Genomic DNA, 22,988 nt, shown 5'->3' on the forward strand with positions numbered 1-22,988 from the left:
CGCTATACGTTGAGAGAGCATGATTCATACAGTTCCAACATCTGTTTTGCCTTGTTATCCCAAGACAATTCTTCTTGTCGTTGACGACAATTCAATGAAAGTTGTTTTAACAAACCTCTATCTGCTTCTAATTCATTCAATACTTTAGCAAAATCTTTAACCGATTGCGTTGGAGATGACAATGTTATCTTACGACCAACAGTTTCATCTATAACTGCAGCCATACCACAAGCATCAAAACACACCACCGGTAACTGATTACTTACAGCTTCCAGCACTACCGTAGAAGTATCCTCATTCACACTGGTAAATAAAAATATATGAGAAGAGCACATTTTCTCATGTACTTCATGATTTGGTCTATTCCCATGCCATATCACTTGATCAATAATACCTAACGAATTCGATAAAGCTTTGGCTGCAGAAACTTGCTCATCTGTACCTGTACCATAAACATTCAATAAAATGCGTTTATTCTTTGTTGCAGCGATAGCTCTCAAAGCTAAAGATAATTGTTTTCGAAAGTCAAATTTCCCTACCCACAAAATATGAAAAAAATAGTCATCAAATCGATCTGTAGAAACACATGCCAAAGGGAAACATCCTGTTTCCGGTATTACCACCGATTCCAATCTTTTATATCTTTTAATAGCTTGATAAGAATCCGGTATAGAACTGACTAAAACATCAGCCTTTTTAAAAGCTGCATTTACTCGTTTATCGTATTTCAACTGAAGCACATTAATAATGTTCTTCAATCCATTAAACAGTTTCATTTTTAATCCAGCCCCTTCAAGGTATGCCAATGGAAATTGTTTCAATCCTCCGATAGGTCCCCACACAAACGGAACCTCCTCTATCTTCCAAAGATATCCCGGTTCACGAAAACCAATCATATTGAGTTGATGCACTATATCAATATGATGCATCTTCATAATATCAAGAGTCATCTCATACGTGCGATATTGCCAAGTACGATAGTGTTTATAAAAACGCCAGTCGCCTTGATTCCAACACATCCTTCTCACCTCTTCCGATACCGGATTATAATAGAAGTGTATATTACCACCTTGCGGCAATGTAGGTACTACCGCCTCTATTTTGTCACAGAATTCACCTTCAGTAATGATGTGTAGTTCGCAATACTTAGCCAAGTTTACACACCAATTCCAAGCCATACCCGGTTCGCTACCCATATTCGGTGAACATGCGTAGGCGTTAATTAAAATAGAAAGCATATAAAATTAAATATGAATCTTAGATTTTATGAGCTCTATGATTATAGAACATAGCAAAGAACATCCTAATACAGTAATAAACATCACAAGAGGATTATTTGTAATAAAAGAAATACCATTCAAAAAATAAAAAATGAATGAACAAGCCAAAGATTCATTGAATGTTTTCCAAAGAAAAGTAAGATTTTACCCCTCCGTTTTACATATATTAATAATTCCTACACAAAACATAGGAACTATCAGCAACTCTGTAATACCAATAAGAGGCAAATAAGCTCGCACTAAAATCGGTATCACAAGAAGTAACGGAGCCAAGTATATTTTTTCATAGAGCCAATAACATCGTTCATGCAGCCATCCGAAAATATTAAACTTAGCAAAGAAACAGCCCAACATAAAGATATTCAAATCTATTAATATCATTTTCAGATGCCTCTCCACAATCATCTCCTCATCTAAATGTAATGCGCAGTTTAAGCCCCTTGTAAGAATCAATAAACCCAACATCAATAGCAGATAACCTTTCCATCCTAATTTGATCTTACTGACAAAGTAAAATAAAACGAGTAACTCCGCATAGAGCGAAAAAAACCACCATTCCCCATTGCATGAAGTTGTAAGCCCCGATAAATTATAAAAGATGTTTTTTACATCAGGGGCATAATATCCTACAATACAACCGACAGAAATAAATGATATCGCTACCCACCAAAAAGACAGGTATAATTTCTTCAACCGTTTTCCAATGCTCATCCATGTTACTGTTCCCTTTGCTACTATACATTGCAAACCATACCCTGCCATAAAAAGGTATATAGGTACGCATATCTGAAGTGCCTTGATAATAGGCATTCCCATCCACAGCACACTAGTTGGAATACGTTCAGGAAAACCAAATAAATGAAATAATACCATACAAAGAATGGCTACTCCTTTAATTTGTATAGAATGTTCCTTAGTTAGATTCATCTTAATACTTATACGGCTTTAAACACTGCCCTCCAATCATAATCCATATCCTTGAATGTCTGTGCAAATAGCCTTGCACTGCAACGTAAGATATACGCTGCAAATACTATAATTGCAAACATTACGATTAAGTTAAGCGGAAAGACTGCATTCATCTTATCTGTAAACAAAGCAGTTTGCACCAAATATATCTCTAAGCACAAGCCACCAACAAGTTTGATAATCCAGCCTACTGTACAATGATGATAGGCCTTTTTCATAAAATCAGAGTTACATAACTTGAAAAAATAGAATACTGTACCCAACAATGGAATCCAAGTCAACATCTGAAATTTATTATATACCGCAATATCTTTAAAGGCATATAGCGCATAAAATGCTACAACACATCCTATCAGTTTCAATCCATCCCATACAAAATGATACTTGTATTCTCGTTGTGAAATACCCATCATCGCTCCCATCAACATAAACATGAAGAAATGAAACCATTTAAAATATCCCGCTCCATACATATTAAAATCCATTGGAGTATTTATTAACATAAAGTAAACAGCACATGCTATTGCTACTGCCATAAATGCTAATCTTAAGTATTTAAACATATAGCGTTGTATAAAATATAACAACACATAATATAACATTATGCAACTAACAAACCATCCCCCTCCGGATAGAAGTACATTGTTTATATTATTTTGATAACCAAATAGTAAAGAACCAAGTATTGCCCATGCAAAAATAGTAGGATAAATACGGTTAATGCGTCGTTTATACCAATTATCAAATCGCCCCATTCTACCCAAGAATAGAGTGAAACCAGAACAAAAGAAAAAAAGAGCATCACCAATTGCACCACCAGTAGCTAATGCACCAAACTTTGGATAAAGTATATCCATATGCGAGTTGGTAATAATCAGTGCAGCAAAACATTTCAAAATATCAATACTAATATTTCTTTGCTTCATTTTTGCCAACTCTATTTAAAGAAAAAACGACAATATTTTTTCAGAATCACACCTATACCTGCCGTAGTAAAACACACAATTGCACCAACTACAAAAGCAATAATATTATTATTTGAAATATGAGCCTTATCATATAACATTCGTATTATAGGCCAATGCATACACAAAATAAAAAGAGAATAACCTCCAAGAAATGATAAACTTTTACGTAATATAAGAATTGACTCTACAATACAACTAATAGACAAAATAAAAGCAATACCCGAAAAAGAAGCTAGTAGATATAACAATATATTATCTGGAAGTTTCATCCAACGGATTCCTATATGTACAGGTATCACCCAAATAAAGAGTGCACATAACAATATCGAAAGCAAACAAATTACATATCGGTATTTTCTAAAAAAAGGTTCTATTTTTAAATAATAATTCCCTGCAAGCAAGATAGGGAGCGAAATACCAGCTTTGGTAATATCTGTATAGTCATCTATTCCATTCAGTCCTAAATAATAGCAAACACCAAAAATTACCCACAACATACAAAAACGCACATATTGAGGCAGTTCATTAAGTAATAAGAACATAATATTTAATGTAAATAATGCTATTAGAAACCAAAGAGGCCCATTATCAAACGAGTCGGGATCATAAAGATGAATTCCGTCAATAGTATTTCTACCCAACATTAATACAGCGATAGAACTGATAACTGCAAAAAACAGGTAAGGATATATCAAAGCTTTCACTTTCTTATATAAACTATTTTCTACTGTATGCGAAGATTTTATAAAAACTCCACTCAAAAAGAAAAAGACCTGTACATAGAAGAAATCAAAGAGATATGAGTAACCAAAAGGAGTGTGACTCAATACAATCAGCATAATACTTAACCCTCTTGCTATATCCAAAGATATATTACGTTTCATACTATGATTCAAATATTAATTTTTAATCCCATCATTTTAAGAACTCTCATTCCACCTAATAATAAATAAGTCAAACGATATTTCAACATTACAATAGGCAAACGCAATTTTAAAGGCAAGTGGGACACATCTATTTCCTTAATTCCAACTCTAACATCCTCCATATTCATATATCGTTTCAATTCTTTCCTAGAAGAGAAGAAAGATATATCAGATAAACGCATTATCAATTCTAAAGCACTAAACACAATAGTACCAATATAATATGAAAAAATATCTATATTTTTCTCTTTCAAATAAAGATTTCGTAAGATAGCCCTCTGCTCAATACCTATTATTTTATCTTCCACTAGCCCCTTAACATTATTTAAAGACGAAGTCAATAAGCCCTTTTCTTTAATTACATAATTATACAACACATCATCCATCAGCGCTATCGTTTTAGCATAACAAAAGAATCTAGCATTAAACAATTTATCTTCTATTAATTTAATTCTCTTTGGAAATAATATTTTATTATCTATTAGAACAGATCTCTTATATAAAAATCGCCATACTCCAGAGAATTCTTTACTATTCCACAGATGATTCAAGTCTACAAAACTATTTATATTATCTTGAGTTATACCTAAAAAGCGAGGAAGATAGTTATGTATTATTTCGTCATTTGTCTGATATACGTATGGTGATTCAGCTTTGTCATAATGTATACCTCCTTGATCTTCATAAATAGTTTGGAAACCAAAATGTACTGCATCATAATTACCCTCTTTTGCTTTTAAATAAACTTTGGATAACATTCCTTGATTTATATAATCATCAGGATCAAAGAAATACACATACTCTCCTTGAGCTATCTTTAAACCTTCATTCCGAGCTTGAGATAATCCTTGATTCTTAAAAGACAATATTTTGATATAACCTTTCTCTGTATATCCTAAATCATCACATTTTTGCAATAAATTATCTGTACTACCATCATTTATGATTATAATCTCATAATCTTTAAAATCTTGTATCAGTATGCTATCAATAGCTCTTTCTATATATTGTGCTACATTATAGCATGGCAGAATTATGCTAACAGCGTATTTATTTGTATTCATATGTATTCCTCTTTATTCTAAAAGATGAAGTCTCTAATCTATCCACGTTTTTCCAATAACCTATATATCCAAAATACGAGTTTATGAAATATATAATTAGAAAATGAAATACCAACCCATTCATTCAGTAAACTGTACTGATAGAAATTACCTTTCAACCTTATTAGAAAATTAGATATTTTACCATCTTCTTTTTTTTCAATAGAATTAAAGCTTTTCAAACCAACAACTTGTTGTCTGTGTTGTCTATAAAGAATTGTACTTTTCTTTAAATTACAAACTACCCCCCCCATTTTAAGAGTCATTAACACTACCCACCAGTCATGCATATAGATTCTATCATCAAAAGGAAGTGCTACCGCTTTTGCCTTATCGTTTAGCATAATCGTATTGCCACATATTCGATAAGATACAATAAACCAATTCAATTTATCTAACCAATCAGGATAAAGTTTGTCATATTTATACCGTGATCCCTTCACAACGAAACCATCTTCATCTGCAATAGCCAAATCCGTATGAACTAAAATGGGTATAGTAGGATTAACACTTTCCATTTCAAGCATCTTTAAGTAAGTAGATTCTATTTTATGAGGTAACCATATATCATCCTGATCAGAAAACATATAATATTCAGAATGAATATTTTCCAATAGCCAAATAAAACTTTTCTTTGCTCCCCTATGCTTAATTTCATCATCAACCAACATAATACGACTATCTTTTTTACAATATTCACGCACTATTTCTACAGTAGAATCAGAAGAGCCATCATCCCTTATGTATAGTGTCCAGTCCTCAAAAGACTGCCCCATAATAGATTCTATCTGATAATTTAAATAACACTCTCCATTATAAGTAGCCATTAATATTGCAATCCTCGATTTATTGTACATATCTTTGATTATTTAAAATTTGCATGACAAATATGATATTTCTTCTCTTCTTCCGTTTCAAACCTATCACGAATCTTCCTTGCTGGTACTCCACCCCATATCTCACAAGACGGTATATCTTTCGTTACCACCGATCCGGCAGCTACAATACTCCCCCTGCCTATTGTAACCCCACTCATAATGATAGCGGCAGTACCAATCCATACATCATCCTCAATAATAGTAATACCATTATCTCCACGCTCACCACTCCATATTGTTTTGCCCGGAGTAGAAAATGTATGGTCTTGGCGCCCCACAAAACATACACGACCTGCCATCAAAATATTATTCCCAAAATACACATTGGAAGCTACATTGCAGTAATCACCGAATTGCACATTATGTCCTATCCGTACATCCATATTCTGTGCAAAGCCCGTGCCTTTCATTACTCGTACAAAACCCTCATATTTCACCCATGGATAACGTATATGAAACATATACCACGTACGTAACTGATTGAAAATATAGCGCAATATAAAGTTTAGTTTGCTTGCCCCATTAGGCATATTACTACAATCAATCTTCATCGCTTATATACTTTTTCACAAGCCTCAAAGATGCGGGCCGCCGCCTTATCAGGCGTATAATTACTTTCTATTTCAATCGCCTTTTGTCCCATAGCCGACAAATCAGCTTGATGAAATTTTGCTAATATATCTATAATGGATTCAGGCTTCAAAGGATCGAACTTATACCCATTCACCCCATCTTGCACCAGTTCATAATGACCACCATTATAAATAGAACAAGCCACAGGTTTGCCACATGCCATTGCCTCCGGTATCACCAAACACCAATTATCCTCAAGCGTAGGCATGATAAATACATCACAAAGCGCATAGAATTTATAGAGTTCATCGTAATTGATGCCCCCCATGATATGAATAGAACTATCCCCCGCATACAGTTCTTTTAGAGGCTTTTCTAAAATCCCTTTACCTATTACCAATAAGTTATCGTTGGGATATTCTGCAATATGCTGCCCCCATACCACAAGCAGTTCTTTTATGCCTTTGCGTTCCACCATTTGACCAACGAAAAGAAAAGTTAACCCATTCTTTAAGTTTAACTCTTTACGTAAAGCGTCTTTGTCTGCACTAGTTACTTTTTCCACTGCCTGTGATAAGCCAAAACTATCCGCACACATACAACCTTTTACTTTCGGAGTTCTCTTAAAGTGCAAGCCCTCATTCAAATATTCTTCTGTAAGCGTACCATTAATTAGAAAATAATCCACAGGTATACCTACCAATCGGCGATACATCGACCGCCATGTAGGGGAGTTACGTTCCACGTAAGCTGTGCGTTCATAGAACATACAAAGTTTTTTTCGATGTGTCACCGCATAGCGAATACCAGCGGGAGCCCATCCCCCAAAGCCTTCAGTAATAATCACATCTGCCTCCACAGATTTCACAGCCTTATACAAACCTGGTTGCTTCTTTATTACTAACGCACTATTGGCAAAGTCCGACTCATCACTCCCCATTGTCATACGTTGTTCACCACTCATCACAATAGCATGATTACCCAATACCGCTTTCAACTTCCCTCTTACTAGTTCTGAAGTATTCTCTTCTGAACAAATCAAGTAGAAATTACCACTACAAAGCCTATTTAAGTTTTCATATACCGGTACCCGGTAATTACCGAACCACGGTGAAATCCACAATATTTTCATTTTGTTATATTATGAGTTTTCAAGAACCCAACCATAAAAAGTATACATTCCATCATTCGTATATTCATTTAGTCTCCCCTTCCAAGTAAGTTTGTGTAAATTCACTTTAGAAACAATCTCATTATAAATATTTTCATCATAGGCCTGATTCAACAAAAAGTAGATGGAATGTGCATCTTTATCCGAGTTCAAAGCTGGTAAAGCATCAATCATCTTTCTAACATTAGGATATAAATCATAAGCCAAACTCAAACAATAATCAGTAAAAAAATAATCTATAATAAATTTATTATTTTTCCAATATTCGGAAAGCATCTCTTTCATATATCCAAACATCACATTATGTTTAGCTGCTCCTAAATAGTATATATTCCATTTCCCTCTATTTGGTACAGAGTCCAATTTATTCGTCCTTACACTCACAAAAGATGCGTTTTGTGGAACATAAAGCGGAGCTGTGAGCATGCAAGTAGCATCTAGCCAAATTCCTCCATGTTCATACACCAAAGCCATACGCACATAATCAGAAAAGTGAATAAAAGACATTCCTTGCATCATATCACCAACATTTTGTTTTAATCTATCTTTGATATGTTGAGGGATGGTTAAATATTCATCAATATTATGTTGGGAAACTACTCTTACCGGATGTGCACCTGCATACTTTCTTACAGAATTCAAACAACTCTTTACTACAGGAGGCATTTCATTCTCTCCTTGCCACCAAAAAATCCATATAGGCAGATTATCAGTAAGAGGAGAAAGTTCTAGACTTGTCAATTCTGCATATTCATGAACCACCCGTTTGCAAGTATGTTTTGCATAATGCTTTACTGCCACATCATGCATCTTTCTAAAAAATAAAGCAACTCTTGTAGAAGGGAATAATCTAAGTGATAAAACAAATAGAGTATAAGCCAACCCATGAAATAAACCAAAGCTATACACTTTCTTGATTTTACCTCCAGAGCACTTTACAATATTCGACAATTCATTATACGTACTCGTATGAATATATTTCCATCCATCTCTATACCCTTCCATGTAAGTTTTAAAATAGCGTATATCCCATCTGATTACTCCTTTGAGCAGAGCGAAAAGAGAAGTAAAGAATATGCGTCGGACAATACACAGTATAGATAGCCATTTCTTATCCCTACATTTATAAATGAACCGATGCCAAAAGATTAAACCATTACGAGCCGAAGCATATATATTATTCAATTTTTTATTGTCATCCATTAGCGAAGAACCAGCATCAAGATGTACAAACTCCACTTCACGATTCATAGCAATCACATTACCCTTCAAATAAAGTTTATAGAACATCACCATATCATCCGGTAATGCATACTTGGCATCTTGCAACCATAACTCTTCTTCAAAATGCAACTCTTTCAAGGCCTTTGTACGTCCGAACACACACGTACCATGACCACTTTGACTATAATACTGTTTATTATCTTCTACCGCACTATTCACTATAAATCCACCAGTACGCCATACTTTCACCATGAATGAATCTTTCAAACGTTTTCTAATAGAAACTCCCAATAGCCAATCTTTTATTTTATTAATTAGTGTATATCTCCCCCCCGAAATGTTTACTTCTTTTACCAGTGGGGAAACAAAATCCGCTTTACACTTTTCCATAGTATCAAATAAAGAAGCCACAAAATTGGAGGAAAACTCTACATCATCGTCTAAGGCTAAAGTATATTCTGAAGAAGACTCATCAAAACACGCAACACGCTGATTGACCATACCCTTATCTACAAACACAAAACGTTCATACCCCAATTGCTCTTTAGGGCATTCATAACCATTAGCCAAAACAATAATTACTTCTTTAGGCTGAATGCTTTGTGTGGCAATACTATCCAATGTGCGTTGATATTTATCTTCGGCTGTTCCCAACGTACGAATAGTCACGCTATAATTCCTGTTAATCATATTTACTTATTCTTATAATCCTCTACCACTTCCTTATAATAAGCAATCTGCTGCTTTATAATCATATCCAAGCTGAAAGCATCTTTGATACGCTGCTTAGCGCTCAATGAGACATTGGCCTTCTCTCCTTCCGATAAATTAAATATCTGCCTTATTTTATCGGCTAAACATCGAGGATTACGAGGTTCTATCAGAAATCCACTTTTACCATCCTCAATAATTTCACTCATACCGCCCGAACTACTACCTAATACTATTCCTCCGCAAAGCATCGCTTCAATACATACCATAGGCATATTTTCCCACCATGAAGGAAAACAAATTACATCAGCGGTAGTATATCTTTCCATCAACTCCTCACGTTGTACCTTACCTACTAAATTAAACCAAGGTTCATCTCCATACTTAGCTTGTAATTGTTCCGCAAAAATTCCAGTTTTTCCCACTAGACTTAAACGAAACTGGCAAGAAGCATCCTCTTGATGAAGTATTCGGCAAGCTTCCGCTAAATCGCCACATCCTTTCCAATCACAAATAGTACCAGCAAAAAGAATCTCTTTCACTTCACGGTATTCTTCTTTTCTCCGAAAGCCCTTCCACGCATTCATATCAATAGGATTATAAATCACCCGTGCTCTGTCTTTCATTACTCCAGCATACTGCTCTGCCCATATTTTGAGCGAAGTGCTACATGATGACAAATAGGCAGCCTTTTTCATCTCTTGGAGCTCCTTCTTTCCTTGCCAGTAGTAATGCCAATTATTTTTTGAGAAAGATTGAAGAGAAAATCTATAATGATCGAGTAACATTGGCGTATGCAATCGTACCACCACGGGAATATTCAATTGATGTAAGAAATACCCCTCTGCTCCATATTCAGGCACTTCTACTATATCCACATCACCTAACTTCCTTATAGCTAATACAATGCGCTTACGATAACTATAAAAACGATATAGAGGACGAAATTTCTTCCATAAAGAAGGCTTCTCGACTTCAGGAATAAGAAAATCCCCCCCTCTAAGACGTATTACGCATATACCTTCATCATCATACATTGATTTTTGACATGTATTATCCGATGCGCAAATCACTGTAATTTGATGTCCAACTGCATGCAAACCATGTACAACTTCTTTTATGTACGAAGCTATTCCACCACCTCTTAATGAAGGTGGATATTCACGACAGACAAAACAAATATGCATATCTACTATACCGTATAATAATTACCAAATAACAGAAAAATCGGACTCTTAATAATAATATCCACTAGAGGAGCATAATCCCAAACAATTAGTTCGAACTGATAGTAAAACCACAAAATCATCACTACTGCAATCACTTTAAGCAACATATCCCTATTTCTGATATTATCAAAAGCAAAAGGATAAATAAAAGGCATGAAGGCAAATAACATCATAAAATAACGATATTGCGCTAATGGCTGTCTATACATTGCTACTATAGTAAGCAATAATAAAAGAGTAATATTCAGAATAAAGGCACTACTATCAGATAATGTTTTACGTTCTAGCCATAGTTTGCGGAATGCAATTAATGCCATAGGAAGAGCTATTATAAAGACTTGAGCCCATACAAGGCCAAACTCCGTATCATTAAGAGTTTCACTGGTCGCCAAGCGAGATACACCATATGTCAAAGCAGAACTAGTATCTGTTGCTATACCTGATGCCAATCTAGGAGCTATAATAATTAGTATAGCAAAAGCTGCTCCAATAAAAAACAAGCCCTTTTTCGTTAGTCTGCGATGTAGAGGTTTGAAAATAAAGAAAGGTACAAAGAGCAACGTTGCAGCATGAGTAAACACTGCACAAACAGCCATAATCCAATCCTTCTTTCGCATTTTACCATAATAGGCATAATTTCCTAAAACGTACATCATAATACACTGGGCAAGAAATTGCTTTTGAATTTGCAAGGTATATTGAAAAAAAAGATAAAAAAACGATAATGTAAAAACCCCAGCTATTATAGGTATATGCGGTTTCTTCATTGATAAACAAAATCTGCGTAATCCCCAAAAAACAAGCAAGTAGTCCATAAAAGTCAACAACGCTGCATACAGAGGATAATAACCAAAGGTAAGATAATATCCCAAATAGTTATATATACCATTCATAAACTCTCCTGAAACTTGCATTCTAGACGAATCTTTAAAATAGTCTATTCCATAGATGTAAACCAATGATTTCCAGAACCCCACATCTGGAACATTCATATAAGCAACATAATATTGCCATTGATCTCCCCCCATACGTTTCGTGGCATTAATAGCTGCAAAATAACCTGCAATAGCAAAGAAACACAGATAATAATCAGATTTAGTCGCATGGGATTTAGTGACCATATAAACTATTATGGTGGGAATAGCAATAAAAGGAGGTGCAATCAAGAATAATATGAAATATCCAATGATATAACCCCAGTTTGTTTTGGAGTCTTTATTTAGGAATTGATGGATCATTATATCTACCTCTATTACATTAATCGATTTAATATCCTTTTAAGAAGAAAAAGACTCCTCCATAACTTAAAACCTTTATCCCCCAACAAAGAGATACATTTCCATTCCACCATAACCGGCCTATTTGTACATTGACATATAATAGCATCTAGATCACCATCAAGAACATTCATATTAGACTTCTCCAAATAAAGATGAATGGCAAGACTTTCTGCAACAGTCTTAAAGGAAGTCCTCAAATTATTAGTTATGTTTTCAGACATTTGAATAATTTCAGTAAACACTAGTTTCACATCCTCATAATTCTTCATTGAAAACTTAGCAGTCACAGCTTCACTATATTTCCTATACCCATACACCTTGATTGGAATATAAAAGTTTTTCTTGCTATATAATAAACTTTTCAATATAAATAGTGTATCCTCATTATAAGTACAATCTGGTAAAAATGAAATATGATGAGATTTAATAAGCGAGGATTTAAAGATATTGAGACACATATAGTACTCATTTAATAAAATTTTGTTCATGAAAGTAGCCGCGTCCAATTCACAACCAACATATTTCTTACGCCTTCTTATATTGTAATTTGGATACATTTCATTTCCTTCTTCATCTATAGTCTGATGCTCAAATCTCAATAAATCGGCATTTGTTGTTCGGAGCATTGCAGCTATTTTATCTAGTGTGTTAGGATATATTATGTCATCCGCATCCAAGAACATGATATAAATCCCTCTACTGACTTCTAACCCCTTATTACGTGTTGTAGCAACACCTTCATTGCACTTATCTATAAAAACTATACGCTGGTCATTAGAAGCATATCGCTGTGCTATCTCCGCACTTTCATCAGTTGATCCATCATTGATCAGAATAATTTCATAATTAGTATACTGCTGATTCAGAATACTATCCAATGTTATCGATAAAAATTGAGCAACATTATATACTGGTACTATAATCGAAATAAAAGGAATACTCATCACTTTTTCAGAAACTTTTTTAGTGCAGCGAGATGTAAAAGATACTTAATCCACGGATATAAATAGAGCCTAGGATTTATTAACAACGAAACAAGAATCTTTATCGATGAATATTTGAGATCAATGCCAAAAGGATGCAAATCAAGCCCTGACAAATACAAACTATTTTTACGATTCAATTTTATAGTATTTATCGCATTCGAGTTATGTAGTATTTCGAGCCACAGCGGCTTTTCTGAAATATGAATTACAGGCATAAATTTCTCTACAAAGAAATGATCCCAATAAAATACAGTCCGCAAGGGTTTATCCAGCTTTTCGAGCATCGATGTAAAATGATTATTAGGATAATAAAAGCGTTGAGCTATACACGTATTATTAAAATACTGTATCCCCATATCAAAACTTAAAATATGATCAACCGTATCAATTGTTGCATACTTCTTTACAGCCTCTACCATATCACACTCAAAACAATCATCGTTATCAATACGGGTTGTTATCACATATTCTATAGAATCTTCACAATACGAACGAATCAGCAAATTGTAGTATTCAGCCAACCATACTCGCCCCATCATTACACCATAATCATTCTCATTAACAGGAGCAATCTCATTAGCGTATATTACATAAGACGATTCAATTGCTAAATTGGCTATATAATTCATATCAACATAAATTGGCTTAAAATTTTTGCACAACTTCTGTAATTGTTCATTCCGATATACAAAAGACTTGGGCGTTCTTTTATCAAAAAATACCAACCATATAAAATCTTTATTTTTTTGATTACACATTGAAGAGAAACATGTATTCTCAAATATAGAATAACGTTCATTCAAATAGGAATCAGAAAATAGAAAGTCTACACTATCTTTACGAATGAAAGGTATATTGAAACGAGTTAGGATAAAATGTTTAAAGTCATTCATGCTAGCCTTGTTTTAGCTTCAGTGTTAATACTTATCTAGTTATACTATTACCACAGTTTAATATTTAATTATTTTAAACATTACCCCCCCCCAATTTAGCAGCATTTAACGAAAAGCCAGGCATAAACATACGCTCTTTTTTGCATACATAAATAAAACTACTCCGTGCTAGCATCAACATATCAAGAAACTCTTTACTATAATCTGTTTTTACTAATGTACACTGTTTATCAATATGCACTATTTCACCGGAAACAGTAAATACATACGATTTTTCACTAGCGGCTTTGATAAAGTCTTTACTATCAGAAGTCACAAATATCATTTGCTCACCATTATTTTCTTCATAAACCTTATCTATAAGATGCAAACTATCCTCAATGTATTGTTTCCGTTCTGCCACTGACAATACTTCTCCACCAGACGCATCCTCAAAATCACCTAATAATTGCCTAAATCTAAAAGCCATTGAAAGATATGGAGAATAATTATGTACCTTGCTATAAAAAGAAATCTTTTCTTGGAGTCCTTCGGAAAGAACAAAAAGTTCTTTAAATAATTCGGCATATTCCTTATCATCTACAAAGTGAGCATTAGTATAAAAATGAAACTGTTTTATATGTGGATGGGAATCTATAATCTCATTCATCTTTTGATATTGAAACTCCGCTTCTTTTGCTTCAGATAAAGAATATTGCTTATAATAACTGCCCAAAGTAACAGGGAAAGAATCACCCATAAAATAAGATATTTCATCTTGATCTATTTTCCAATCATATTCATTGCAAGTTAAGTATTCATGAATATCAAAAGGAGATTTCCAATAAATTCTAAAATCCATCCCCCTTTCTTTTGCAAACTTATACAGATTAATACATCCACGCAATCTATCCGCCAAACCACCATGTGGGAAACGACCATCTACCATCATAATCAAACAAGGAGCAGAAAACTCACCAACTACTTTGCATGTTCTAGTATAATAATTACCTACATGACTACGAAGAGACTCATTATCCTCCCAAAACATATACGCTAGTTTCGAACAAAACATTTTTCGTATTTTCCTCTTTAAACGATAAAATATACTATTCATCTGAAAAGTTTTAAGAATTTGTATTTCAAATGTTTTTTTACAATGAAAAAAGGGGTCTTATATATATATTTAAAAAACTGTATAAAAAACAATGGATAGCTAATTTTGCGAAGATCTAATAAATAGCCCCATATCTCATTATAATATTTAATTTTTCCATGATTCCTTAAGAAAGTATTAACTTTATATCCTACCTTCAAACGAGCTAACAGCCTCTCTTTATCAAGAGAATATTGCAAAGATCCCTGTCTAATTGTTCTTGTATATACTATTTCTTTAGAAATTTCTATTTTTCGCGCATAAAATCCAACTTGTACACTATACCATACATCATTTGAAGCAGGTGTCTCATCGAACATGATATGATACTGATTTATTAACGACATCTTCACCATTTTTGTCCATGGAGGTTGAGACTTGTATCTTAAAGGATCAAATTCATTTTCATGATTACACTCTTTAGCTAATTCCGCCACTTTTAAATCTTGATTTTGTGGAATGAATGTATCACAATCAATCGTATTATTAGTAATAAAAACTACATCTGCAGTAGAATCTTTATATTTATCCAAAAAGACATTCAATTCTGGTGTAAAAAAATCATCAGCATCTGCAAATAAAACCCATTTACTCTGTACTTGTTTTAACCCTACATTACGAGCATAACCTGCTCCATATCCTTCTTTCGTAAATATAACCTCCACAAAAGGATTATTAAGACCCGGGAAATGGCTAAAATCCACTTGGCAAGAATCACTATTGTCATCAACTACTACGATATGCACATCTTCCCTTTGAGGGATAGAGTCAATACACCGCTGTAATAAAGAGGGTATATTTTTATGAGGAATAATGAAAGTAAAATTACAAAGATGCATAAAATAGTTATCTAATTAAACAGTTTCCACAAATCAAAATAATCAAAAATAGCGTGCACAGCCTTATCATTCAGATTTTTTTCTATATTATCCTTACACAATGCACTAGTTTGCACTTCCCTTATACCAGTATGGAAGCGCATTACAGGCTTATTTAATTTTATTTGCCTGCAATTCGTACCTTTCTTTAAAGACATTGCTTTCAACCAAATATCATCGGCAGTAGGAGCTAATTTCATAAATAAAGTCTCGTCAGTCACTTCTTCAGCCAAAGAATGAGGAGGATATAAGATACCTCCAATTCCTGTAGGAAAATTCTTAATATTACATTCTAATGCCGTCAAATGCTCATCATACCAAGTTACATAAGGTTTTATGTTTCCATTTTTATCAAAAGCCATCTTACTACCACTCATAAACCAAATATATTCAGGTTCCTGTAAATAAGCATTAATCAAATATTCTAAAGTTTCATGTCCATACAGCACATCATCATCTATTGTTATAATTACATCTTCCGGATATTTCCGGAGAGTAGGAATAATCTTCTTATACGAACGGTAATCCGGACAATAAGCTATTTCCACCCCCCTACTTCTCAAATCTTTCAATGATTGTGGCAAATTTTCATCATTATATTCTTGTTCAGAAAGCCATAGTATTATTCTGTTAGGTTGTACGGATTGCATCAAAATGCTATATATTACATAGCATACAGAATATACTCTATCACCATAAGAAGTTAAAGATACCGTCACAGTATGCGTATAGCCTTGGCTATCTACAAAAGGATGCAAATTCACCCCCCAATTTGTTAATATTTGCAAATACATCAAGCTTTAAGAATCTAAGTTTATATGAAACAATATCATCTATTATTTCATCAATATACAGCATATTAGAAAATACTCTTTTCAGTTTTGATAACCACATACTCATCTGTTTTTTATGTAAACTATAATTTTATGAATTTTAAAAAGCAAAAGCCCCAACCACATGTTATAATAGCACAATCTAAACTTTCTTATATTCTTTATTTCAGGCAAATAAGAAACTGTCTTATTATATTCAGAGATAAAGAAAGTCGCTCTTTCCTTCACCGATATATCTGTTGTAAAATCATTCATATAAGATTCATACAACCTTTTTACTTGAGCATAAACATTAAGTAAAGGCACATCGTGCAATATACAATAAGATAATATATTGTTAGCAGAAAGCAACCGACTCTTAATCCATGCTTCCGAGTGTTTCTTATGTGAAGCAGAATATATATTTGTACAATTATAATTATAAACTATCAAATTGAAAGATTGCACTACGCGGGCTTGACACAATGCTTTTATATTGAAGTTTTGATCTTCTGTACAAATCACACCTTCAGGGAAATTTATATCATTATTTATCAATAGAGTACGTCGAAACACATAATTCCAACTTGCCAATTTAAATGATGCAGAATTTAAAATCTCTATTGGTGCACACACCCTATCCTGTTCACGATGCTCTATAATCTTATCCTGCAGAATTGTATTATAACCAAATGTACAAATATCAATAGCTTCATCAAGCTGCTTCAAATTCGTAATAAGAAATTCCATATCACGTTTATTTAACCAATCATCAGCATCCATAAATAAAACCCATTCATTATGGGCCCTCAAAAGCCCTTCATTGCGTGCTGCACTAACACCTTGATTATCCTGTGAGAAAATAAATATATTAGAATAGCAATTAGCCATCTGGTTACAAATGGCTAAAGTATCATCTGTACTACCATCATTTATAATAATAATCTCCGTCTCCGAACCTAACAGATTCAGACAACTATCTATACAAGTGGTTATAAATGAAGCCGCATTGTATGCCGCAATAATGATGGAAATCATAAATATTAGCTCTTTTTTAAAAGATTTCTATATTCTTGTTTTACAGGAAATGGAGCAACGTCTAGCAAATCTTGTTGAATTTCAACAAGAGATTTATGAGGTAATGCAATGGACGAATATCTTTCAAAAAAGTTCAAACAGCTAGACAAATCTGAAAGGATATCCTCTATATCAGTAAAACCTTCATAAATAGGTATATTTACCGAGCTAAAATAATCATAGAACTTTATACCATCTGTATGAATGTAACCTTTTTGAATCCAAATACACGGAATATGATAGGCGTGCGCTACGATAATTCCATGAAGAGATGAGGATAAAACATATTGGCAACTATTGATTTCGTCTATAACTTTTTCCACCTCAAAGGTTCGCAAATCTATCACCGTATACTTAAGACCATATTGTTTTATAAAGTAATCAACTTCGCTGAAATGCGGGACAATACCTATTTGAATATTTTTAACATTGGGGGGGGTAGGTTCATAAACCAGTGGCAATAGTAAAGCGGGATCACCAAAAACACAACATCCTGAATAACCCATCGATATAATCTTATTATTGGTATATTCCCCTCTTACAGCACAAGCTATTCCACCATGAAATGTTTGGTCAGTATTCATAAAACCACTCCCCCAAATATGTGACTTATGATTTCCCAAATTAATCACAGAACCTATACCTATAATATTATGTTCCCAAGAAAACAACATATCTTTCAGTGCTTTTCGGTTATTACAGATGAGATATTTTAAGATTTCTTTTATTGACCTTCTAACGCTCACCGGACCTCGTTTATATTGTATAGGCAATCCACTCAATTTATTAATGATATAAGGACTTAATTGATCCCCAAAATTCGGTTTATTCCAATATACAAGATTGATTCTTTTATTCATTCTATTTATCTTTTATAATTTATCACATTCCTGATTTTCGCTCTAACAAACAATCGTTCTTCATGATTTATCCCAATGAAGTATACTACAGAAACAACAGATAGCACAGAAGACACACATACTATAAAAAAACGGAAAAATGGTGGTTCTATAATATAGAATAAATATATTGGCAATACAGAAGATAAAATTCCAACGCCCATACATCGAATGATAACATCTACAAAATAATGCTTGGGAGATAAACCAATAAAAGGTTTAAGCATAAAGACTCGAATTATTAATGAGAGAAATAAAATAAGCAAATTTACTATAAAGACAGAATAAGCAGGTGCTCCAAACTTCAAAAAAAGATAAGACAAAGGAAGAATACATAATAATAGAGGACAGATTACCAGCTGCAATTTTTTAACATTACCAGTTGCTAAAGCAGACACTAGAAGGGGATTAGTTGTGGTCTCTATATAAGTCGTAAACAACATGATCCTCAAAAATACAACAGTATTCTCCGGTACATTTACAAGCCACCAGTTCAATATCAGTTGTGCTTCAACAAGTACAGGCAAAGACAACAATAAAAGTAAATATAATGAAAATTTTGATTCAGCAAAAATCAGTTTTTGCATATACTCATAATTCCCAACTGCGTAATTTTTTGTTATTTGTGGGTGAATGGCTGTTTGAAAATTGGATGCAAAATTAGAAATAATACCTTGCACTCGGATCGCAATTCCTCTGGCAGCATTCACCGATGGACCAAAAAACATATTTATCAGCAAGTTTAAACCTTGCGTATAACAGACAAAAGCGAAATTACCAGTCATGTTCCAACCTGCAAAGCCACACATTTCCACAAATAGCTTTTTATTCCATGTTAAACTATATTTTGCCTCTTCAAAATGTACCTGACAATATATGATATAAATGAGTTGATTGACTATCTGCGTAATAAACAGCAATAATGCATAAAGCAATAATTTATCCCAAGGCAAATAAATGACAATATACACAATCAGCAATTTAAAGACTACATCCGAAATACTAATATAAGCAAAAGCATTCATCTTCTCATGTGAAATAATAGAAGAATTGTAAGGCACACTCATTATAGACAACATCGTAGTTATTATAGAAAGCTGATATAAGATAAATGCTGTATCCATCCTCTCTGCTGGTATAATCATCTTATGGTAAAAAAACCATAAGCCAAAAGTTTCTGCCAAGAGTAAAATAATAAAAGCTAATATGGCATGAATAGTAACAGCAAAGCTAAAAGTTGCCTTCAATTCTTGGGAATTTCCTTTTGCCAAACTCACAGTCAAGAAACGAGAAGTAGAACTATTCATAGAGCCATTAATGAATGTAAACATCACTACAATACCACCAACTACATTATAGATACCAAAATCGGTTTCTCCTAAAGCATTCAGAATTAGTCTTGACGTAAATAGGCTAACTCCCATATTTACGAACATCCTAAGATAGAGCATCAAAGAATTTTTAACTAGCAGTTTATTATTTGATACAGTAGATTGATTCATGAACGCAGATAAAAATTCAGCAATATTAAATAGTTACACACTTTTTCGACAACAATTTATACATATTAATAATATAAGTAGCAACTACAATTGTACACACAAATACAATAATAGGGCATAGGAATCTTATCATTAATGAAGAAGAAAAATCTATATAGAAAGACAATATTCTAAGAATGAAAATATGTAGAATATAAATAAATGCAGAATACTCCCTTCCTATTATTGCGACAACACTTCCTTTGCCAAAATAAGGATATTGTAATGCCAAAATAAAAAGAATTCCACTCATCAATATTATAAAAACATAATGATCACGAATAGGATCCATACCTACTATTTCATACAATTTATATTCACCCAACAGGCCGATAATAACAGCAGAAATAAAGTAAACTATTTTTACCCCCCCCAGTTTATATATTAACATTTCTTTATACTCAAATATTATACGCCCCAAAAGGATATAAGGAACGCCCATAAATGCCCAATTACGATACCATGAATAAGGCCACCCTTTGCATCCTACATATAATCCAATAAGAAAAAGAATAGGAATCACCCATTTAACTTTGATTTTCAATTTATCTATAACATAAATAGCTATAAATGAATAAAGCATAGCATATAGATACCATAAATGCCCAACGCCTGGAGTGTCATTTATAAGCACCCAATTCAGTATCGATATAGAATTAAAAGTGTCCATAAACCATTGATAGAACATATTATTTTTTAGAGCCATACAGCCATAGTATATCCAATAAAACAGAGAAGATGCAATAGCCAACAAAAAGATCTTTTTCAGTTGCACTCCATATTTTCCTTTTTCTACAATAGATGTGTAATAATAACCCGTGATTAAGAAAAACAAAGGAACAGCCAGTCGTGCAATTACATTCAATAACGGACACACAGTCGCAGGAATAGTATGCAATTGCACCACAAAAAATGCCGCAAAACATTTCACAACATCAAAACTGTCTTTTCTACTATTCTTCTCCATACCGTAACACCCACTATCATTAGTATTCCTTGAAAACGTATAATGCCAGAAATACTGTTAATCCACTATTATTTTACTCTATTTCTCTCCAATTCGTGTATAACTAAATCCCATTTCTTCCAGCTCCACACGATTCCAAATGTTACGTCCATCTACGATATACTTATCAGTCATCACCTTCTGAATCACGTTCCAAGTAGGCAGGCGGAATTGTCGCCATTCAGTCATCAGCAGCAACGCATCAGCACCATCGGCACAGTCATAGAGATTTTCAGTATAAGTCACAACATTGCCGATACGACGTTTACATTCAGGCATAGCGATGGGATCAAACACTTTCACGGTAGCACCATCCTTCAGCAACTTATCAATGACTACTAGAGCTGGAGCTTCACGCATATCATCAGTATCAGGTTTAAAAGCTAAACCTAACATAGCGATAGTTTTACCTTTTACATCCCCCATCAAACGGATAAGTTTATCATAAACAATACTCTTCTGACGGTCGTTGACACGTTCCACCGCTTCAATCACCTCCATGTGATAACCGTTGTCGATACCTGTATGCATCAAAGCTTTCACATCTTTCGGAAAGCAGCTACCGCCATATCCGCAACCGGCATAAAGGAATTTTTGCCCGATACGCACATCAGCTCCAATACCTTTGCGTACATGGTCTACGTTAGCCCCTACTCGCTCGCACAAATTAGCTATATCGTTCATAAAGCTGATACGGGTGGCCAGCATGGCGTTAGCAGCATACTTGGTCATTTCAGCACTAGGTATATCCATAAAAATTACACGGAAATTCTGGAGCAAGAAAGGTTGATAGAGCTTGGTCATCACCTCTTCAGCTTTCTTGCTCTCAACGCCAACTACCACCCGGTCAGGACTCATAAAGTCTTTGATAGCGGCACCTTCTTTCAAGAATTCGGGGTTACTGGCTACATCGAAGGGTACATCTGCCCCACGCTTGTCCAACTCCTCTTGAATGACAGCCTTCACTTTTTGAGCAGTACCCACAGGTACAGTAGATTTGGTGACCAGAATGGTATATTTATTGATATTTTGTCCAAACTGGCGGGCTACGGCAAGCACATACTTCAGATCGGCGCTACCATCTTCGTCAGGAGGAGTTCCTACTGCGGAAAAGACGACTTCCACATCATCCAAAACTTCGATCAAATCTGTTGTAAAGTGAAGGCGCCCATAGCCAACGTTGCGTTTTACCAATTCTTCCAACCCTGGTTCATAAATAGGCATTTCACCGGCTTTCAACTTGCTAATCTTATTAGTATCTACGTCAACACAAGTCACAGTGGCACCCATTTCTGCAAAACAAGTACCGGACACCAAGCCAACATAGCCTGTGCCTACAATTGCTATATTCATATATTATTATTGATAAAGTTCCTGCTTATTTTATGCAGAATTAAGAGCATGTCTCATAGGGGTAAATACTTGGAAGTATTCACCTATATAAAAATA

21 protein-coding genes are annotated in these 22,988 nt (G+C 34.0%); all 21 read right to left on the bottom strand.

Annotation, left to right across the window (positions count from 1 at the left end; all coding sequences use genetic code 11):
* Positions 1–2 precede the first annotated feature (2 nt).
* Positions 3–1,238, bottom strand: coding sequence for a glycosyltransferase family 4 protein (locus tag AAHJ11_RS02220; protein WP_320982972.1), 1,236 nt, complete (start codon positions 1,236–1,238; stop codon positions 3–5).
* A 186-nt stretch (positions 1,239–1,424) separates the two neighbouring features.
* Complete coding sequence (locus AAHJ11_RS02225; protein ID WP_413579004.1) at positions 1,425–2,207, bottom strand: acyltransferase family protein; 783 nt, start codon at positions 2,205–2,207, stop codon at positions 1,425–1,427.
* Positions 2,208–2,215: 8 nt separating this feature from the next.
* Positions 2,216–3,175 (bottom strand): acyltransferase family protein, encoded by a 960-nt coding sequence (locus AAHJ11_RS02230; RefSeq protein ID WP_061448685.1) that lies wholly within the window; start codon positions 3,173–3,175, stop codon positions 2,216–2,218.
* 11 nt (positions 3,176–3,186) lie between these two features.
* Positions 3,187–4,101: an acyltransferase family protein gene (locus AAHJ11_RS02235; RefSeq protein ID WP_413579006.1), complete on the bottom strand. Its 915-nt coding sequence runs from the start codon at positions 4,099–4,101 to the stop codon at positions 3,187–3,189.
* A gap of 8 nt (positions 4,102–4,109) precedes the next feature.
* Complete coding sequence (locus tag AAHJ11_RS02240) at positions 4,110–5,207, bottom strand: glycosyltransferase family 2 protein (protein WP_413579008.1); 1,098 nt, start codon at positions 5,205–5,207, stop codon at positions 4,110–4,112.
* A gap of 38 nt (positions 5,208–5,245) precedes the next feature.
* Complete coding sequence (locus AAHJ11_RS02245) at positions 5,246–6,103, bottom strand: glycosyltransferase family 2 protein (RefSeq protein WP_413579010.1); 858 nt, start codon at positions 6,101–6,103, stop codon at positions 5,246–5,248.
* Between the two features lie 8 nt (positions 6,104–6,111).
* Positions 6,112–6,675 (bottom strand): DapH/DapD/GlmU-related protein, encoded by a 564-nt coding sequence (locus tag AAHJ11_RS02250; protein WP_320982977.1) that lies wholly within the window; start codon positions 6,673–6,675, stop codon positions 6,112–6,114.
* The gene (locus AAHJ11_RS02255; protein ID WP_320982978.1) at positions 6,672–7,829 is read right to left on the bottom strand and encodes a glycosyltransferase family 4 protein; all 1,158 of its coding nucleotides are present in this window, start codon (positions 7,827–7,829) and stop codon (positions 6,672–6,674) included. Before AAHJ11_RS02255 ends, AAHJ11_RS02250 begins: the two co-directional genes overlap by 4 nt.
* Positions 7,830–7,838: 9 nt before the next feature.
* On the bottom strand, positions 7,839–9,782 hold the full coding sequence (locus AAHJ11_RS02260; protein ID WP_413579011.1) for a capsular polysaccharide synthesis protein: 1,944 nt from the start codon (positions 9,780–9,782) through the stop codon (positions 7,839–7,841).
* 2 nt (positions 9,783–9,784) lie between these two features.
* Positions 9,785–10,990, bottom strand: coding sequence for a glycosyltransferase family 4 protein (locus AAHJ11_RS02265; RefSeq protein WP_320982981.1), 1,206 nt, complete (start codon positions 10,988–10,990; stop codon positions 9,785–9,787).
* A gap of 5 nt (positions 10,991–10,995) precedes the next feature.
* Positions 10,996–12,270, bottom strand: coding sequence for an EpsG family protein (locus AAHJ11_RS02270; RefSeq protein ID WP_413579013.1), 1,275 nt, complete (start codon positions 12,268–12,270; stop codon positions 10,996–10,998).
* 14 nt (positions 12,271–12,284) lie between these two features.
* Complete coding sequence (locus AAHJ11_RS02275) at positions 12,285–13,256, bottom strand: glycosyltransferase (protein WP_320982983.1); 972 nt, start codon at positions 13,254–13,256, stop codon at positions 12,285–12,287.
* Entirely contained in the window at positions 13,256–14,191 is a 936-nt protein-coding gene (locus AAHJ11_RS02280) for a glycosyltransferase (RefSeq protein WP_320982984.1), read from the bottom strand. The genes AAHJ11_RS02275 and AAHJ11_RS02280 overlap by 1 nt, the downstream gene beginning before the upstream one ends.
* Positions 14,192–14,264: 73 nt before the next feature.
* Positions 14,265–15,287 carry a hypothetical protein gene (locus AAHJ11_RS02285; protein WP_320982985.1) on the bottom strand — a complete coding sequence of 341 codons (1,023 nt, stop codon included), beginning with the start codon at positions 15,285–15,287 and terminating at the stop codon, positions 14,265–14,267.
* Complete coding sequence (locus tag AAHJ11_RS02290; RefSeq protein ID WP_061448665.1) at positions 15,284–16,165, bottom strand: glycosyltransferase family 2 protein; 882 nt, start codon at positions 16,163–16,165, stop codon at positions 15,284–15,286. The genes AAHJ11_RS02285 and AAHJ11_RS02290 overlap by 4 nt, the downstream gene beginning before the upstream one ends.
* An 11-nt stretch (positions 16,166–16,176) precedes the next feature.
* Entirely contained in the window at positions 16,177–16,998 is an 822-nt protein-coding gene (locus tag AAHJ11_RS02295) for a hypothetical protein (protein ID WP_413579014.1), read from the bottom strand.
* A gap of 102 nt (positions 16,999–17,100) precedes the next feature.
* Positions 17,101–18,054 carry a glycosyltransferase family 2 protein gene (locus AAHJ11_RS02300; RefSeq protein ID WP_320982987.1) on the bottom strand — a complete coding sequence of 318 codons (954 nt, stop codon included), beginning with the start codon at positions 18,052–18,054 and terminating at the stop codon, positions 17,101–17,103.
* Between the two features lie 5 nt (positions 18,055–18,059).
* The gene (locus tag AAHJ11_RS02305) at positions 18,060–18,953 is read right to left on the bottom strand and encodes a polysaccharide pyruvyl transferase family protein (RefSeq protein ID WP_413579016.1); all 894 of its coding nucleotides are present in this window, start codon (positions 18,951–18,953) and stop codon (positions 18,060–18,062) included.
* Between the two features lie 5 nt (positions 18,954–18,958).
* Entirely contained in the window at positions 18,959–20,494 is a 1,536-nt protein-coding gene (locus AAHJ11_RS02310; protein WP_320982989.1) for an oligosaccharide flippase family protein, read from the bottom strand.
* A 25-nt stretch (positions 20,495–20,519) separates the two neighbouring features.
* Entirely contained in the window at positions 20,520–21,500 is a 981-nt protein-coding gene (locus AAHJ11_RS02315; protein WP_320982990.1) for an acyltransferase, read from the bottom strand.
* A gap of 78 nt (positions 21,501–21,578) precedes the next feature.
* Complete coding sequence (locus AAHJ11_RS02320) at positions 21,579–22,892, bottom strand: UDP-glucose dehydrogenase family protein (protein ID WP_008999191.1); 1,314 nt, start codon at positions 22,890–22,892, stop codon at positions 21,579–21,581.
* Positions 22,893–22,988: the final 96 nt, after the last annotated feature.

Origin of the sequence: Bacteroides sp. 90-K9/2, from assembly GCF_047310725.1 — a bacterium.
In the GTDB taxonomy this organism is placed as follows: Bacteria; Bacteroidota; Bacteroidia; order Bacteroidales; family Bacteroidaceae; genus Bacteroides; species Bacteroides vicugnae.